The following is a 17,109-nucleotide window of genomic DNA, read 5'->3' as shown; positions in this document are numbered from 1 at the left end:
GAAATGCGGAGAAAAGCATGAGCCAGAATAAGGCCTTCAATGCGCCCTTCTTATTAGCCGTCATCGGTATCTATCTCAGTTATTTTTTACATGGCGTCAGCGTTATTACGCTGGCTCAAAATATGACATCCCTTGCAGATAAATTTGGTACTGACAATGCGGGTATTGCCTATCTGATTTCGGGTATTGGCTTAGGCCGATTGGTCAGTATTCTCTTCTTTGGGGTGATCTCTGACAAATTTGGCCGCCGCTTTGTCATCCTGCTCGGCGTTAGCTTATATATTTTGTTCTTCTTTGGTATTCCCGCCAGTCCAAATCTGGTTGTCGCCTTCGGCCTGGCGGTGTGCGTTGGCGTTGCCAATGCTGCGCTAGATACCGGTGGTTATCCGGCACTGATGGAGTGTTATCCAAAAACGTCAGGTTCAGCGGTCATTTTATTAAAAGCCATGATCTCCTTCGGCCAGATGTTATACCCGATGCTGGTCAGCTACCTTTTGCTCAGCCACATCTGGTATGGCTATGCGATGATCATCCCTGGCGTTCTGTTTGTACTGGTGTCGTTGCTGCTGCTGAGAAGCAAGTTCCCCAGCCAGTTGGTAGATGCCTCCATCGCCAAAGAGTTACCGCAGATGAACAGCAAGCCGCTTGCCTGGTTGGAAGGGGTTGCCTCCATCATTTTTGGTGTTGCCGCATTCTCTACTTTCTACGTTATTGTGGTCTGGATGCCCAAATATGCCATGGCCTTTGCCGGTATGGCAGAAGCCGATGCGCTGAAAACCATCTCGTATTACAGCATGGGGTCACTGGTGTGCGTATTTATTTTCGCCCTGCTGTTAAAAAGCATGGTGCGCCCAGTGTGGGCTAACGTGTTTAATACCGGGGTTTCGGTGATTACCGCCACGATTATTTATCTCTACCCATCACCGTTAGTGTGTAATGTGGGTGCCTTTGTTATCGGTTTTTCAGCCGCAGGCGGAATATTGCAACTCGGCGTTTCTGTCATGTCTGAATTCTTTCCAAAAAGCAAAGCTAAAGTTACCAGTATTTATATGATGATGGGCGGGCTGGCTAACTTTTTAATTCCGTTAATTACGGGATACCTGTCAAAGATCGGTCTGCAATACATTATTTTGCTAGATATCGCTTTTGCCCTGCTGGCCTTTATTACTGCCATCGTAGTTTTTATTCGCTATTACAAAGTGTTCAGAATTCCGCAAAGTGATTTACGCTTCGGCGAACGTTTCTTTCAATAGCGACGCCATAATAACGTTAATATTGATATTAAAACCTGAACAGAACGGCAATCGACAGTTTGCGCGATATGCGCCCGCCTATTGCCTGAATAACTGCACTACCTATTATTACCTTGTGTAAGGAGTTTAGAATGGATGTTACCGCAAAATATGAACTGATTGGATTAATGGCTTATCCCATCAGACACAGTCTTTCGCCGGAAATGCAAAACAAGGCGTTAGAAAAAGCGGGGTTGCCTTTCACCTATATGGCCTTTGAAGTAGACAACACCACGTTTGGCAAAGCAATTGAAGGCCTTAAAGCGCTGAAAATGCGCGGCACTGGCGTTTCCATGCCAAATAAACAATTAGCCTGCCAATATGTGGATGAATTAACACCGGCCGCCAAATTGGTCGGTGCGATTAATACCATTGTTAACGATAACGGGTATTTACGTGGTTATAACACCGATGGTACCGGGCATATTCGGGCCATCAAAGAAAGCGGTTTTGATATTCAAGGAAAAACCATGGTGTTGGTCGGTTCGGGCGGTGCGTCAACCGCAATTGGTGCTCAGGCCGCGATTGAAGGTATCAAAGAGATCAAGCTATTCAACCGTAAAGATGAATTTTACGAACAGGCGCTCGCTTTCGCTAAACGCGTGAATGACAACACTGATTGCACCGTCACGGTCGGTGATTTGACGAACCAGAAAGCCTTCGCCGATGCTATTGCGCACGCTGATATTCTGACCAATGGCACCAAGGTCGGCATGAAACCGCTGGAAGACCAATGCGTTGTGAGCGATATCGCCATGCTGCGCCCTGAACTGTTGGTCACCGAATGCGTTTACAACCCGCACATCACCAAACTGCTGCAAATGGCCATGGATGCAGGCTGCAAGACCATTGATGGCTACGGCATGCTGCTGTGGCAGGGGGCTGAGCAATTCAAGCTCTGGACTGGTAAAGAGTTCCCGCTGGAACACATCAAAAAAGTGATGGGCTTTAACGCCTAAAACACGTCGGTACGCGGTGTATTTCTCACGCCGCGTTACCAGACCGTGTGGCAAAAGATGACGTAAGGGAAAAGCATGAAAACCGTAACCGTAAAAAATCAGGTGTTTGGCGAAGGCGCACCAAAAATTATCGTCTCGCTGATGGGCAAAGATATCGCTGCCATCAAGTCTGAAGTCCACCATTACCAAGACGGCGATGTCGATATTCTGGAATGGCGTGCCGATCATTTCGATGATGTGTCCTCCATCGCCAGCGTACTGGAGGCGGTGCGCACACTGCGTGATGGCATCCCCAACAAGCCCCTGCTGTTTACCTTTCGTAGCAAGCAAGAAGGCGGAGAAAAAGCGCTCTCAGCCGAGGCCTACATTGCCTTGAACAAGGCGGTAGTGGAGAGCGGGTTGGTGGATATGATCGATCTGGAGCTGTTTACCGGTGATGAGCTGGTGAAAGATACCGTGGCGTTTGCGCATGCTCACGGCGTGAAGGTCATCATGTCCAACCACGATTTCCACAAAACGCCACCGAAAGAAGAAATCGTCAAACGCCTGTGCAAGATGCAGGAATTGGGTGCCGATATCCCGAAAATTGCCCTGATGCCGCAGAGCAAAGGCGATGTGCTCACTCTGTTAGCCGCCACGTTGGAAATGCATGAGAAGCACGCTGACCGCCCGATCATCACCATGTCCATGTCAAAAACCGGTGTTATCTCCCGTCTCTCCGGCGAACTGTTTGGTTCAGCCGCCACGTTTGGTGCACTGAAAAAGGCCTCTGCCCCAGGGCAAATTGCCGTTAAAGATTTACGCGCCGTGTTGACGGTATTACACCAATCCTGAATAGCGATGGCGTGGCTGTAGCCGTTTGCATTGCTACGGGCAGTGCACGTTCATTTGCTTATTACGAGGAGTTGCAATGAAACTGGAAAAACCGAAAAGAATCAATGGACGAGTGCCGGTACTCTCCGCACAGGACGCGGTTAACTATATCCCCGATGAAGCCACCCTGTGCGTATTAGGGGCTGGTGGCGGCATTCTGGAGGCCACCTCGCTGATCACCGCTCTTGCCGACCGCTACAAAACCACGCAATCACCGCGCGACCTGTCGCTGATCAGCCCAACTGGGTTAGGCGATCGCGCCGAACGTGGCATTAGTCCGCTGGCACAGGAAGGTCTGGTGAAATGGGCGCTGTGTGGTCACTGGGGACAGTCACCGCGTATTTCCGATCTGGCTGAACAAAACAAGATCGTCGCCTATAACTATCCGCAAGGGGTGCTGACGCAAGCGATCCGAGCCTCTGCCGCTCACCAGCCAGGCATTTTGAGCAATATTGGTATTGGTACCTTTGTCGACCCGCGCCAACAGGGCGGCAAGCTGAATGAAATCACCAAAGACGAACTGATCAAGCTGGTCGAGATCGATAATCAGGAATATCTGTTCTACAAGGCCATTGCGCCGAATGTCGCCTTTATCCGCGCCACCACCTGCGACAGCGAAGGGTACGCTTCTTTTGAAGATGAAGTGATGTACCTCGATGCGCTGGTGATTGCACAAGCGGTACACAACAACGGCGGCATCGTGATGATGCAGGTGCAGAAAATGGTTAAAAAAGCCACGCTGCATCCTAAGTCTGTGCGCATTCCTGGCTATCTGGTCGATATTGTGGTGGTGGATTCAACGCAAACCCAACTGTACGGCGGTGCGCCCGTCAACCGCTTTATCTCCGGCGATTTTGTACTGGATGACAGCACCAAAATGACCATCCCTCTTAACCAGCGTAAGCTGGTGGCACGCCGCGCGCTGTTCGAAATGCGCAAAGGTGCGGTCGGTAACGTGGGCGTCGGCATCGCCGATGGCATCGGTATGGTGGCTCGCGAAGAGGGCTGTGCCGATGACTTCGTGCTGACAGTGGAAACCGGCCCTATCGGCGGGATCACCACGCAAGGGGTGGCCTTCGGCGCCAACGTCAATACCCGCGCCATTCTGGACATGACCTCTCAGTTCGATTTTTACCACGGCGGTGGGTTGGATGTGTGCTATCTGAGCTTCGCTGAAATTGACCGACACGGCAACGTTGGCGTACATAAATTCAACGGCAAGATCATGGGCACCGGCGGGTTTATCGACATCAGCGCCACCTCGAAGAAGATCATCTTCTGCGGCACCCTGACGGCGGGCAGTTTAAAAACCGATGTCGGCGACGGCAAGCTGTCGATCGTGCAGGAAGGGAAAGTCAAAAAATTCATTCAGGAAATCCCAGAAATCACGTTCAGCGGAAAAATTGCGCTCGAACGCGGCTTGGACGTGCGTTACATCACCGAACGCGCCGTCTTCACCTTAAAAGCAGATGGCTTGCACCTGATTGAGATCGCGCCCGGCATCGATCTGGAAAAAGACATTCTGGCACAGATGGATTTTACCCCGGTCATTTCGCCCGACTTAAAATTGATGGATACACGCCTCTTTTTCGATGGGGTGATGGGCTTTGTATTGCCTGACGCTGAACAATAACAGGAGTAAAAATAATGGACTTTTCCTTAACCGAAGAGCAAGAACTGCTGCTTGCCAGTATTCGGGAATTGATCACCAGTGATTTCCCGGAAGAGTACTTCAGAACCTGCGACCAAACAGGTACCTATCCGAAAGAGTTTATGCGAGCGCTGGCCGATAACGGCATTTCCCTGCTGGGCGTGCCGGAAGAATTTGGTGGTATTCCGGCAGACTATGTCACCCAAATGCTGGCACTGATGGAAGTGTCTAAAAATGGCGCACCGGCGTTCCTGATCACTAACGGCCAGTGCATCCACAGCATGCGTCGTTTTGGCTCTGCCGAGCAATTACGCAAAACTGCAGAGAGTACGCTGGCGACTGGCGATCCAGCCTATTCGTTAGCTCTGACCGAACCGGGTGCAGGCTCGGACAACAGCAGCGCGACTACCAGCTACACGCGTAAAAACGGCAAGGTGTATCTCAACGGACAAAAAACCTTTATCACTGGTGCGAAAGAGTACCCCTATATGCTGGTGCTGGCGCGCGATCCCGAACCGCAGGATCCGAAAAAAGCCTTCACCCTGTGGTGGGTGGAATCGAATAAGCCCGGCATCAAAATCAACCCATTGCACAAAATCGGCTGGCATATGCTGACCACCTGTGAAGTCTATCTCGATAACGTCGAAGTCGAAGAGAGTGACATGGTGGGTGAAGAAGGCATGGGCTTCCTGAATGTGATGTACAATTTCGAAATGGAACGCCTGATCAATGCCGCGCGCAGTACCGGTTTTGCTGAGTGCGCCTTCGAAGATGCTGCGCGTTATGCCAATCAGCGTATCGCTTTTGGCAAACCTATTGGTCATAACCAGATGATTCAGGAGAAGCTGGCGCTGATGGCCATAAAAATCGATAACATGCGTAATATGGTGCTGAAATGCGCCTGGCAGGCAGACCAGGAACTGTCATTACGCACCAGTGCCGCACTGTGCAAACTCTATTGTGCACGCACGGCACTAGAAGTAATCGATGATGCCATTCAGATCATGGGCGGACTAGGTTATACGGATGATGCTCGCGTATCCCGTTTTTGGCGTGACGTGCGCTGCGAAAGGATTGGCGGCGGTACTGATGAGATCATGATTTATATTGCCGGACGGCAGATTCTGAAAGATTACCAAAGTAAATAACTGACAGGTTGAGACCCCCGTTCACACGGGAGTCTCAACCAGATATTAACATCACAGCAGCAATTCTGAGCTCTCACCAAATTCCGTTATATACTCCAATCCACTCAGACTATTTTTAAACTGCTTGCGGTATTCGCTTGGAGGACATCCAACATGGCGCATGAATAATTTGGCAAAATGATCAACATTGTCATACCCCACGCGGATGGCAATCTCATTTAAACTGAACTCGGTGTTGGTCAGCGAAAATTTTGCTTCGGTGATCCGGCGTTTAATCACATAGTTGATAGGGGAGATATGATATTCCTTGGTAAATTCATGGCAAATATAGCTGACGCTGGCACGGAATTTTTTAGCAAGCTGTTCCAGGGTTATTTTTTCACGATAGTTGTTATTGAGATAAACTAAAATATCTTTCACCAACACTTCCTTGCGAATATAACCTGATTCAGAACGGTAGGCATTTTTAAAGTTCTCATAAAATAACGCTGTCAGGGCATAACCAAAAGCATCATAGACGGGTGAGGATAAAAGATTTTTTTGCTGTGATAACATTACCCCCAGTTCGTGAAATATACTTTTTATTACCTCTTTTCCTTTCACCACCGAAACCACCGGGCAGGAATTTGTCTGCATGATCTGGTTCTCATCCCTGTCGCAGAATTTAAATCCGTAAACGGCGCACGTGTAGGTGGTTGCCGGGGACGCATTATCGGAGACGACGGCGTGCAATCGACCACGCTCGACCACCACAATATCCCCGCTCTGTGCAACATAATTGGACGAATCGATGATAAGCCGAGCTACGCCACTTTTCACGTAGATCAGCTCGGTTTCTGTATCATGCACATGGTGGCCAGACTCCCAATTTGGGTCATCGCTGATCACAAAACGGGACAATTTGGGCGTCATTCCCTTTTCAAACAAGGTATCGGTATTATTGTCAAACCAGCGCTGATACATGACAGCCTCCACGGAGAACAGTAAAGTGTGAGCCAATTATTAGGGGTAAAGTAACGCAACAACTCGTACTGTATATCACGTTTTTAACCGCGCAAAACAAGATTGTTTGCATATCATGCAAGATTACACCGTCCAATTTTTAGCCAGGAAAACGTATTTTCTTAATGCATCACACGGTATGTTTTTTCCCATTTAAAATACGCATTGCCTACATACACAAAACATCATATTCACAATTCACTGATATTCTCTTTATTCAATGAGCATGTTAATAATTCCAATTAAAAAAAAGCCTCATATTTATGATGTGCATCACAACTTATATTCGCTCTGTATTTTTAGCGTGAATATTCAGTAGTCGATTTCAGCGTGATATTTAGAGGTGATGTCACAGTCATTAAATACATTATCTGCCGTTGCGCACAATTTTTTTGCAAGATTGTTAGTAACTAAAACATATTATCATGTCGTTTTTCACCTTTATCCCCCGCACACTACTCCCATCAAATTTTTATATCTCTCTGAGGCTCATCGATATTATTTTTCGATGCTCCGCCTGCGAGCGACCAATAGGAGACGCCATGAAAATAATAACCTGCTTCAAGCTGGTGCCCGAAGAGCAAGACATTGTGATTACCGCCCAACGCACGCTCAATTTTGACCGTGCCGATGCAAAAATCAGCCAGTTTGATTTGAATGCCATCGAGGCCGCTACCCAGTTGGCCGGCGCTGATGGGCACGTCGCGGCGCTGAGCGTTGGCGGCAGCCTGCTGGACAACACCAAAGTGCGCAAAGATGTGCTGTCGCGCGGCCCCAATGAACTGTTCCTGGTACAGGATGCGCAGTTAGACAACGTGCTACCCAAAGATACTGCACAAGTGCTAGCGGCTGCGGCCCGTAAGATTGGCTTCGATCTGCTGCTGTTCGGCGAAGGCTCCGGCGATCTCTATGCGCAGCAGGTTGGACTGCTGGTCGGTGAAATGTTGCAACTGCCTACCGTCAATGCCGTAAGCCAGGTAGAACTGCTGGATAACCGGGTGCGCGTGGAGCGCACATTGGAAGAGGAAGTGGAAATTCTTGAGCTGCCGCTGCCCGCCGTGCTCTGCGTGACATCAGATATTAATGCGCCAAAAATTCCGTCGATGAAGGCCATTCTGGGTGCCGGGAAAAAACCGGTAACGCAATGGAAAGCGGAAGATATCAGTTGGCAGCGCACAGCCCCCCACACCGAGCTGACGCAGATCCACGTACCACCGCAGGCGGAGCGTAAACACATCATTCTGGAAAGCGATTCGCCGGAAGCGATCGCCGAACTGGCCGAACACCTGAAAAAAGCGCTGAACTAACCCGGAGAATATCATCATGAGTCAATTAACCAATGTATGGGTGTTCAGCGATAACGTTGAGCGCTACAGCGAATTAATGACGGGCGCACGCCAGTGGGGACAGCAGGTTTATGCGGTTGTGCAAGATGACGCGCAGGTTGCCGCCGTTAAACCGCTCGGTGCGCAGGGGCTTTATGTGCTCGGCAAAACAGCGCAGCAGCGTATCGAAAACTACGCCGAAACGCTGGCATCCCTGATCGAAAAACCGGCAACGGCGGACTTTCCCACCACGCTGATCCTACTGGCAGCCACTAAGCGCGGTAAGGCGCTGGCGGCCCGGTTGAGTGTGCTGCTTGATGCTGCCGTCGTCAACGATGTCACTGCCCTGACGGTAAATGAGCATGCGTTGTATGCCGAACATCGCATGTACGGTGGCCTCGCGTTTGGCAAAGAGAAGATCAATACCCCCATTGCCATCGTTACGCTGGCACCGGGTGCCGTCGAATCCGAGACAGCCACCGCACCGTCTGATTGCCCGGTTTATCAGGCTAGCTATGTTGCACCGCGTCAGGAAATTCTGTGTGTTGAACGCCGAGCCAAATCCTTGAGTAGTGTCGACTTGAGCAAGGCTAAACGTGTTGTCGGCGTGGGCCGTGGATTGGTGTCGCAGGAAGATTTACGCATGGTTCAAGACCTGGCAACGGTATTGGGCGCGGAAGTCGGCTGCTCACGCCCGATTGCTGAAGGGGAACACTGGATGGAGCGCGAGCGCTATATCGGTGTCTCTGGTGTGCTGCTGAAATCCGATCTCTACCTAACACTAGGGATCTCCGGCCAAATTCAGCACATGGTGGGTGGCAACGGGGCAAAAACTATCGTCGCCATTAACAAAGACAAGAATGCGCCGATCTTCAAATACGCCGACTACGGTTTAGTCGGTGATATCTACAAAGTGGTCCCGGCGTTGGTTGAGCAGTTGACCCGGTAATCCTTCATTTGTTGGCTTTTTCGTTAACAGCACGTATCCCGCCACAATAATGTGGTGGGATAGGGAGCAGGAACCATGTCGGAAGAAAAATTTGATGCCATCGTCGTCGGTGCTGGAGTTGCGGGCTGCGTCGCCGGTTATGTCATGGCACAAGCCGGTCTTGATGTATTAGTCATCGAACGCGGTAACAGCGCGGGCAGTAAAAATATGACCGGTGGACGCCTTTACGCCCACAGTCTGGAAAGCATTATGCCTGGGTTTGCACAACAGGCTCCGGTTGAACGCAAAGTCACGCGAGAAAAAATTTCCTTTCTCACCGATGAAAGCGCCGTCACGATGGATTATCACAGCGAACAACCGGATATTCCAGCCAAAGCCTCTTACACCGTGCTGCGCAACCGATTCGATCCTTGGCTGATGGAGAAAGCTGAAGAAGCTGGTGTGCAGTTTATTCCTGGCGTACGCGTCGATGCCTTGTTGCGCGAAGGCAACCGAGTCACTGGCGTGCAGGCAGGAGACGATGCGCTGGAAGCGAACGTGGTGATCTTGGCTGATGGCGTGAACTCGCTGCTGGGCCGTTCCGTCGGTATGGTCCCGCCTCCATCACCGCATCACTATGCGGTCGGTGTGAAGGAGCTGATTGCCCTACCCGCATCGCAAATCGAAGACAGGTTTAACCTGGCACCGGGAGAAGGTGCGGCCTGGCTGTTTGCCGGTTCGCCTTCCAACGGGTTGATGGGCGGTGGTTTTCTCTACACCAATAAAGACTCAATTTCACTGGGTCTGGTTTGCGGTTTGGGCGATATCGCCCACGCCAGTAAAAGTGTGCCGCAGATGCTGGAAGATTTTAAACAACACCCGACGATCCGCCCCTTGATTCAAGGGGGAGAGTTGCTGGAGTACTCGGCACACATGGTGCCGGAAGGTGGGCTGGATATGGTGCCCAGTCTGGTGGATGACGGCGTGATGATCGTCGGCGATGCTGCCGGTCTGTGCCTCAATCTGGGCTACACCGTGCGCGGCATGGACTTGGCGATTGCCTCTGCACAGGCCGCCGCCGACGCCGCGATTGCCGCAAAGCAGCGTCAGGACTTCTCCTCCAGCAGCCTGATGGAGTACAAACGCACGTTGGAAAAGAGCTTCGTGCTACGCGATATGCACCATTATCGCAAAGTGCCCGCCATGATGGAAAACCCACGCATGTTCACCCAGTACCCACGCATGGTGGCCGATATCATGAGCGATCTGTTCATTATTGATGGCGGCCCTAACGTGCCAGTGCGATCAAAAATCATGAAGCGTGCCAAACAGGTTGGACTGATAAACCTGCTGAAAGACGGCATCAAGGGAGCGACAGCGCTATGAGTCACGACAACAGCGTCAATGTGGACGTCAAACTGGGCGTCAACAAGTTCCATGTGGATGAAGGTCATCCACATATCATTCTGGCCGACAACCCTGATATGGCTGAGTTTCGTAAATTACTCAAGGCCTGTCCGGCAGGGCTCTACAAGCAGGATGAAGCAGGGAATATCCATTTCGACTCTGCTGGCTGTCTAGAGTGCGGTACCTGCCGGGTACTGTGCGGTGAAACTATCCTGGAACAATGGGAATACCCGCGGGGGACGTTCGGTATTGAATTCCGTTTTGGTTGATCCCTCCGCATAAGTGATAGACGGCCACACGGGTGGTCGTTAAATCCTGAGATAAAACACATGACCGTTTCAATAGCATTTAACGCTGAACGTCGGGCGTTATACCGTCAGCAAGGATTCTGGGGAGACGCTTCACTCGCTGACTATTGGCATCAAACACAAAGCGCTATGCCGGACAAGGTTGCCGTGATTGACAATCAGGGGACGTCTTACAGCTATGCCGCGCTAGACCGCGCAGCAAGCAGTGTTGCAAGCTTTTTGCTCTCCTGTGGGATTGAACCCGGCGATCGCGTCGCTTTTCAGCTCCCTGGATGGTGCGAGTTTACGATTATCTATCTGGCCTGTCTGAAGGTGGGCGCGGTGTCCGTACCGCTACTCCCGGCCTACCGTGAAACCGAGCTGGTATGGATCCTCAATAAATGCCAGGCAAAAGTGCTGTTCGCCCCTACCTTGTTCAAGAATACCCAGCCCATCGACAGAGCGATCTCGTTGCGCGATCGGTTGCCTTACCTGCGACAAATAGTGGCCGTGGATAAGCTGGCGCCCGCTAATCCCAGTACTCAGGCACTCAGTCAACTATTGCATAATTTTGCACCGCTGGAGACGCCGATCCGCGTGCATGGCGATGCGTTAGCGGCCGTGCTTTTTACCTCCGGCACGGAAGGGGTACCCAAAGGGGTAATGCTGACACACAACAATATTCTCGCCAGCGAACGCGCCTACTGCGCACGCCTGAACCTGACCTGGCTGGATGCCATTTTGATGCCCGCGCCGTTGGGTCATGCCACCGGCTTTTTACACGGCGTCACCGCCCCCTTTATCATCGGTGCTTGTAGCGTATTGCTGGACATTTTCAATCCGGCAGACTGTCTTGAGCTGTTACAGCAGCAGCGTTGTACCTGTGTACTGGGCGCGACGCCGTTTGTCTACGATTTGCTGTGCTGCGTACAGCAGAAACCTTACGATTTGTCATCGCTGCGTTTTTTCCTGTGCGGTGGTACCACGATCCCCAAGAAGATCACCCGTGATTGTATGCAGATGGGCATCAAACTGCTCAGCGTGTACGGTTCAACGGAAAGCTCACCGCATGCCGTAGTGAAACTGGATGATCCCACATCCCGCATCGTGAACACTGATGGACAGGCCGCGCCGGGCGTTGAAATCAAAGTGGTCGATAAAGCACGCAACATCGTTACGTGTGGTGAAGAGGGTGAAGAAGCGTCGCGCGGCCCGAATGTTTTTATGGGGTATCTGGATGAACCGGAATTGACAGCGCGCGCACTGGATGAAAATGGCTGGTATTACAGCGGTGACCTGTGCCGCATGGATGCCGACGGCTACATCAAAATCACCGGACGCAAGAAAGATATCATCGTGCGCGGCGGAGAGAATATCAGCAGCCGTGAGGTTGAGGATATTCTGATGCAACACCCGCGTATCCGCGATGCGGGAGTGGTTGCCATGCCCGATGAACGGTTGGGTGAACGCTCATGCGCTTATGTGGTGCTTAACGTCCCCTACCACACGCTGACGCTTGAAGACATTATTGCCTTTTTCAGCCGTAAACGTGTGGCAAAGTACAAGTACCCCGAGCATCTGGTGATCGTCGAGAGTTTGCCGCGCACCGCATCCGGGAAAATCAAGAAATACCTGCTGCGACAAGACATTCTGCAACGCCTCGGGCTGGATGAACAGCAGCAAACTCAGTCTTTATCGTTTCCTGCCTGATATTAGTTGCTGAGCGAAAATGGCAGTGAGAACGTTTAGAGCGGTATTCACTAAAAAACCCTCTAAACTTTTAAAACTGCCTTTACCATGAGTGCTAACCTGACTTTGTTTTTCTGGAAAGGTTCCCGTATAGCCTCCTACACTAAAATTTCCCCCGATAGCCTTCTCATTCCCTTGTTTCACAGCCTCAGTGTTGTCGGCATTGCAACTATCGTGTTAACGGTATTAATTTTTCCAGCGTAAGCGGTCGTGCAAAATTTTCGTCGTGCAGATATCAGTTAAGCGAAAAGTGCGATAGAGCGTATGGCACTTTAGGCTTGCGGCCTGATTTGCTACTATAGTTACACTCTTTTTTAATTTAACATATTGAATATAAAATGATTGTAGGAATATTTTGTGGTTCAAGCGCGGGTAGCGATGCAGCCTATATTGAGGCAGCCCGTGCGACTGGGCGTGTGCTGGCACAGTCTGGCATTGCCATCGTTTACGGTGGTGGACGAGTTGGCTTGATGGGGGCGGTGGCGGATGAAGCGCTTGCGCATGGCGGAAACGTCATTGGTGTGATGCCCCGTTTGTTGGTGGAGCAGGAAATTTCCCATCCGGGGCTGACGACATTGCATGTGGTGGAGAACATGCATGAGCGAAAAGCGAAAATGGCAGAGATTGCCTCTGGGTTTATTGCTATGCCGGGTGGGCCGGGAACGCTTGAAGAAATTTTTGAGCAATGGACGTGGGCACAATTAGGCATCCACGATAAACCGTGTGCCTTCCTGAATATCAATGGATATTTTGATCCGCTTCGTGCAATGTCACAGACGATGGTGACGCAAGGTTTTATGAAGCAGCCTTATTCGGATATGTTGCAGTTTAGCGATAATATCGACGATATTCTCAGTAGTTTCGCAAGTTATACGCCGCCGCCTCATAAGTGGACGTCGGGTACACGGACGGTGGCGAGGTAAGCACATGTCGATATCTTCCGAAATCCGTATCGCGGCAGCAGTGATCCTTGATACTACAGGAGCGTGCTTGTTGGTGCGCAAACGTGGCACGACTGCGTTTATGCAGCCGGGTGGCAAAATGGAACCTAACGAAACGCCGGAAGCCGCATTGATTCGGGAACTACAAGAAGAATTATTGATCACCGTTAGCGCCGATGATTTGACTTATCTGGGGCAGTTTTCCAACCATGCGGTGAATGAACCTGGATGTACGGTTGTCGCTGAGGTTTATCGAGTGGTTGGCGTTGCATCGGTTAATCCGGCGGCAGAGATTGCCGAGGTGGTATGGGTTGATCCGCGTTCGCCTTTTACCGTGCCACTTGCACCTTTGTCACAGGAACAACTGCTTCCGTTGGCGGCGACATTCTGAAACATATACCCAAAATAATTCGAGTTGCATGAAGGCGGCCAGTGAGGGAATCCCGATGAGCTTACCTGAGTAAGTGATTCGGGTGAGTGAACGCAGCCAACGCACAAGCAATTTGAAGTATGACGGGTATAGTGAGTTTATGGGCATATTCTTTCTGTATGCCCATGATTTTGGCATATCATTCGCTTGGACATTATGAATTAAGCGCATGTATGTTCATTATTTAACGTGCTGCTTGGTCATATTAATATAAACCTCTCGTAGACGACAGGTAATGGAACCTGTGTCTTTATCATTAAAAATAACAGTAGGTTAACGCATGGACGACGAAAACTATTCTTACCATCGTCCCATCTGGGATGAAGATGGGCGATTCCACTACGACATTATTCCTCAGGCAAAAGAAAAGAATTATGTGGCGGTCTGCCTCAAACCGCCAGAAAAGGTGATCCCGGTGATTTTTATTCCCGGGGTGATGGGATCAAACCTGAAAAATAAGGACGATGAGGTCTGGCAATTCAGCGTTTCGTCGCTAAAAAAATGGCCGCTTGCCAGCCCAGAGAAAAGGAAGCTTCTGCTTGATCCGAAGACCACGATGGTTGATGACCGAGGGGCTATTTTTAACGAGGGTGCGGACGGAAAAAAATTCCCCTCGCGGCGAGAGCGGGGATGGGGATGCGCATTTTACAAGAGCTACGGGGAGGCGCTTGACCGGTTGCAGTACCTGCTCAACGACGATGATATCCTGATAGATAACTACTTCAGAGAGGAAAAACTGCAGACAGCGAGACAGCGTTTTACTGGCATCAGGCTAGGCGACGAGCCGGTGGAACAGGTACTGACGGAAACAGAAACGGCACATGGCCACCGTTTTTTATACCCGCTGCACGTTTTTGGTTATAACTGGCTGCAGTCTAATGTGGACTCGGCGACGCTGCTGGGAACGTATATCCGCAAGGTGCTGAGAGATTATCACGGTCGTCTGGCGGTCAATAAAGTCATCCTGATCACCCACTCGATGGGGGGACTGGTTGCCCGTCACTACTCGGAGAACATGAACGGGCAGGAAAATATTCTGGGAGTTGTGCATGGCGTAATGCCGGATCTGGGCTCGCCAGCGGCGTACCGGCGGATGAAAACCGGTGAGCGGGGCGTTACCGGAATGATTATCGGGAATAATGCGGAAAAGCTGATGCCAGTGCTGGCACAGTCCCCTGGTCCGTTACAACTTCTGCCGGGCAGGGCTTATGGTCTGGGCTGGCTGAAGGTCGAGGAGAGCAGTTCTTGCCAGTCCTTGCCGAAGAACGATCCGTATGAGGAGATTTACCTGAACAAAACGGCTTGGTGGCGGTTGTGTGAACAGGATTTGCTGCTGGGGGATACGAACAGTGAGTGGGAAGCTTTTGTTTACCGAATAAAGAAGCCAGTTAAAGAGTTCATTGAAGAATTAAACGGAAAATACCATCCGCAGACCTGGCTGTTTTACGGTGCGAGTGCGGATAATCCGTCTGATGCATTTTTGACATGGAAAGCGCAGACCATCTCTTCGCGTGTGAAGGCGGCACAACTGGCCGTGAAGGATGCCGGAAAGACTATTGAGCTCAATCCGTTAAGAACCCATGAGCTGATTTCCGCAGGGAGTCCCGGCGACGGCACGGTGCCAGTGACGGCCATCCGGACCTCTTCTTCACGAATTCGTGGGGTACTAGCGACCGATGTTGATCATGAAGGGGCCTATGCCGTGGACCCCGTAGACCGCTCCCGTTCGGTTTACAGTGACCTGTCGGACGCGATGGTGTTCACGGTGCGCTCGGTGGTGAAAATCGTGCAACAGGTGCCGACACCATGAAAAAAGTCCTTCTTCCCTGGCTTATTCCGCTGGCGATGGTGCTGCTGGCGGCAGGATTTTATATTCATAACTATGTGACGTTTGTGCATACGCCATCGGCGTTAACGGACAAGGAAAAACGTATGGTCGATACCCTATTTGCCACCACTAAAGCCCAGTGCGTGGGGCGCTATGTATTTGAGGTTCCGGCCTCTTTTGAAAATACGCTGACGGATCGTGCTCAGATTAATGAAATCAATATCAGCAGCAAGCGGCTTTATCGTCCGGCGTTTGAGCAGCGTATCCAACTGCGTGAGCAGGAATTACAGAATGAACACACAGTGAGAAAAGTGGATCAGCCTTTTCTCAAACAGGTGTACCGGGTCAGTGAAAATGCAGTGATATTTGACCGTAATAGAAATGGGAGTGAGGGCGGATATGGCCGCACTTTGGAAGGGCACCTATACGTTGACGGAGTAGCGTTTATCCTCAGCCAAGATATTATCGATTTATCTGATCCTAAGTATCAAAAAGATAAAGAAAGTTTTATCAAAGCCGGCGTTAGAGTTGGGTCTCTTAACACCAAGCCTCAGAAGCTGGCGGAGTTACAGGATGTCATGTCCCGTCTGAGGGGGCGAAAAGATGATGAGATCCCGACACAGCCGGGAACCTGTATTTCAGAAGGGTTTATCCGCGACGGGAGTGGGAAGCCGAAAGAGGATATTACCTTTGTCTATCGGCATGATCCGGTCTTTTCTTTTGTGATCTGGAGTAATAATTCCTTAAAAGAAAGTACAAGTATGCTGGAGCGGAGCCATGAGATTCAGTCTTATCTGACGGGTATCAATGCGCGGACATTACGCAAAGGCAAAACACAGATAGCTGGTTTTGATGCCAGCGAATGGCTTAACACTGCCCCGTCAGAAAAATCGCCCAACAACGCATCAGCACAGTTACTATTTACCGCTGTAGCTAATGAAAAAATTGCGGATTTTCGACATCCTAATCTTGATCTGACATTAAATAATTATGCTCTGCCCCCACCGGCTTACAGCGATGCTGAACTGGTCGCAATATGGGATCGTATCACCCGCTCTTTTCGTGTCAGGCACACTGCATTCTGAGTGACATGTTTTCACAGATACAAAGGGTCTGCTTGAGGCCCTTTGTCGCTGTGCATCATTTCCTGCTCAGACACAAAAAAGCCGTCTTGTGGCGTATTTTTAAGCCTGAGCCTTGAGCTGGAACGCTTGGCGCTGGTAGGTGACAGAGGGACAAGATAGTGACTCCGTCTATTTTGTCCATATTAATATAAATTTCTTGCAGAC

At 50.6% G+C, this 17,109-nt stretch carries 15 protein-coding genes; 14 read left to right on the top strand and 1 reads right to left on the bottom strand.

Translation table 11 applies throughout. The features are described 5' to 3' along the window. Nucleotides 1–17 precede the first annotated feature (17 nt). From ACKPVM_RS01615 to ACKPVM_RS01595, 5 genes are all read left to right on the top strand, one after another. Nucleotides 18–1,253, top strand: a complete 1,236-nt coding sequence (locus tag ACKPVM_RS01615; protein WP_409306394.1) for an MFS transporter — start codon at nt 18–20, stop codon at nt 1,251–1,253. 131 nt (nt 1,254–1,384) lie between these two features. After that, nucleotides 1,385–2,251, top strand: a complete 867-nt coding sequence (ydiB, locus tag ACKPVM_RS01610) for a quinate/shikimate dehydrogenase (protein ID WP_409306393.1) — start codon at nt 1,385–1,387, stop codon at nt 2,249–2,251. A 75-nt stretch (nt 2,252–2,326) separates the two neighbouring features. Continuing rightward, nucleotides 2,327–3,085: a type I 3-dehydroquinate dehydratase gene (gene aroD, locus ACKPVM_RS01605; protein WP_409306392.1), complete on the top strand. Its 759-nt coding sequence runs from the start codon at nt 2,327–2,329 to the stop codon at nt 3,083–3,085. A gap of 76 nt (nt 3,086–3,161) precedes the next feature. Beyond that, a complete protein-coding gene (locus ACKPVM_RS01600; protein WP_409306391.1) occupies nt 3,162–4,757 on the top strand; it encodes an acyl CoA:acetate/3-ketoacid CoA transferase in 1,596 nt (531 codons plus the stop codon). Nucleotides 4,758–4,771: 14 nt separating this feature from the next. After that, nucleotides 4,772–5,923: an acyl-CoA dehydrogenase gene (locus ACKPVM_RS01595; protein WP_409306390.1), complete on the top strand. Its 1,152-nt coding sequence runs from the start codon at nt 4,772–4,774 to the stop codon at nt 5,921–5,923. A gap of 51 nt (nt 5,924–5,974) precedes the next feature. On the opposite strand, the gene ACKPVM_RS01590 is transcribed toward ACKPVM_RS01595, so the two are convergent. Further along, a complete protein-coding gene (locus ACKPVM_RS01590; RefSeq protein ID WP_409306389.1) occupies nt 5,975–6,886 on the bottom strand; it encodes an AraC family transcriptional regulator in 912 nt (303 codons plus the stop codon). Between the two features lie 581 nt (nt 6,887–7,467). Here ACKPVM_RS01590 and ACKPVM_RS01585 point away from each other — a divergent pair. From ACKPVM_RS01585 to ACKPVM_RS01545, 9 genes are all read left to right on the top strand, one after another. Continuing rightward, a complete protein-coding gene (locus ACKPVM_RS01585; protein WP_409306388.1) occupies nt 7,468–8,232 on the top strand; it encodes an electron transfer flavoprotein in 765 nt (254 codons plus the stop codon). Nucleotides 8,233–8,248: 16 nt separating this feature from the next. Then, nucleotides 8,249–9,199, top strand: coding sequence for an electron transfer flavoprotein subunit alpha (locus ACKPVM_RS01580; RefSeq protein ID WP_409306387.1), 951 nt, complete (start codon nt 8,249–8,251; stop codon nt 9,197–9,199). A gap of 75 nt (nt 9,200–9,274) precedes the next feature. Then, on the top strand, nt 9,275–10,564 hold the full coding sequence (locus tag ACKPVM_RS01575; protein ID WP_409306386.1) for an FAD-dependent oxidoreductase: 1,290 nt from the start codon (nt 9,275–9,277) through the stop codon (nt 10,562–10,564). Further along, entirely contained in the window at nt 10,561–10,854 is a 294-nt protein-coding gene (locus ACKPVM_RS01570) for a ferredoxin family protein (RefSeq protein WP_409306385.1), read from the top strand. The genes ACKPVM_RS01575 and ACKPVM_RS01570 overlap by 4 nt, the downstream gene beginning before the upstream one ends. Before the next feature lie 60 nt (nt 10,855–10,914). Continuing rightward, on the top strand, nt 10,915–12,582 hold the full coding sequence (fadK, locus tag ACKPVM_RS01565; protein WP_409306384.1) for a medium-chain fatty-acid--CoA ligase: 1,668 nt from the start codon (nt 10,915–10,917) through the stop codon (nt 12,580–12,582). Between the two features lie 377 nt (nt 12,583–12,959). Continuing rightward, a complete protein-coding gene (locus ACKPVM_RS01560) occupies nt 12,960–13,544 on the top strand; it encodes an LOG family protein (RefSeq protein ID WP_409306383.1) in 585 nt (194 codons plus the stop codon). Nucleotides 13,545–13,548: 4 nt separating this feature from the next. Further along, a complete protein-coding gene (locus ACKPVM_RS01555; protein ID WP_409306382.1) occupies nt 13,549–13,953 on the top strand; it encodes an NUDIX hydrolase in 405 nt (134 codons plus the stop codon). A 319-nt stretch (nt 13,954–14,272) separates the two neighbouring features. Continuing rightward, nucleotides 14,273–15,802: an alpha/beta hydrolase gene (locus ACKPVM_RS01550; RefSeq protein ID WP_409306381.1), complete on the top strand. Its 1,530-nt coding sequence runs from the start codon at nt 14,273–14,275 to the stop codon at nt 15,800–15,802. After that, entirely contained in the window at nt 15,799–16,905 is a 1,107-nt protein-coding gene (locus tag ACKPVM_RS01545; RefSeq protein WP_409306380.1) for a Tli4 family immunity protein, read from the top strand. Before ACKPVM_RS01550 ends, ACKPVM_RS01545 begins: the two co-directional genes overlap by 4 nt. The last annotated feature ends 204 nt before the right edge of the window (nt 16,906–17,109 follow it).

Source organism: Pectobacterium hainanensis (genome assembly GCF_046237015.1).
Lineage (GTDB): Bacteria > Pseudomonadota > Gammaproteobacteria > Enterobacterales > Enterobacteriaceae > JBJYIN01.
The sequence above is the reverse complement of the archived record's forward strand: the minus strand, read 5'-3'. Positions and strand labels throughout refer to the sequence as shown.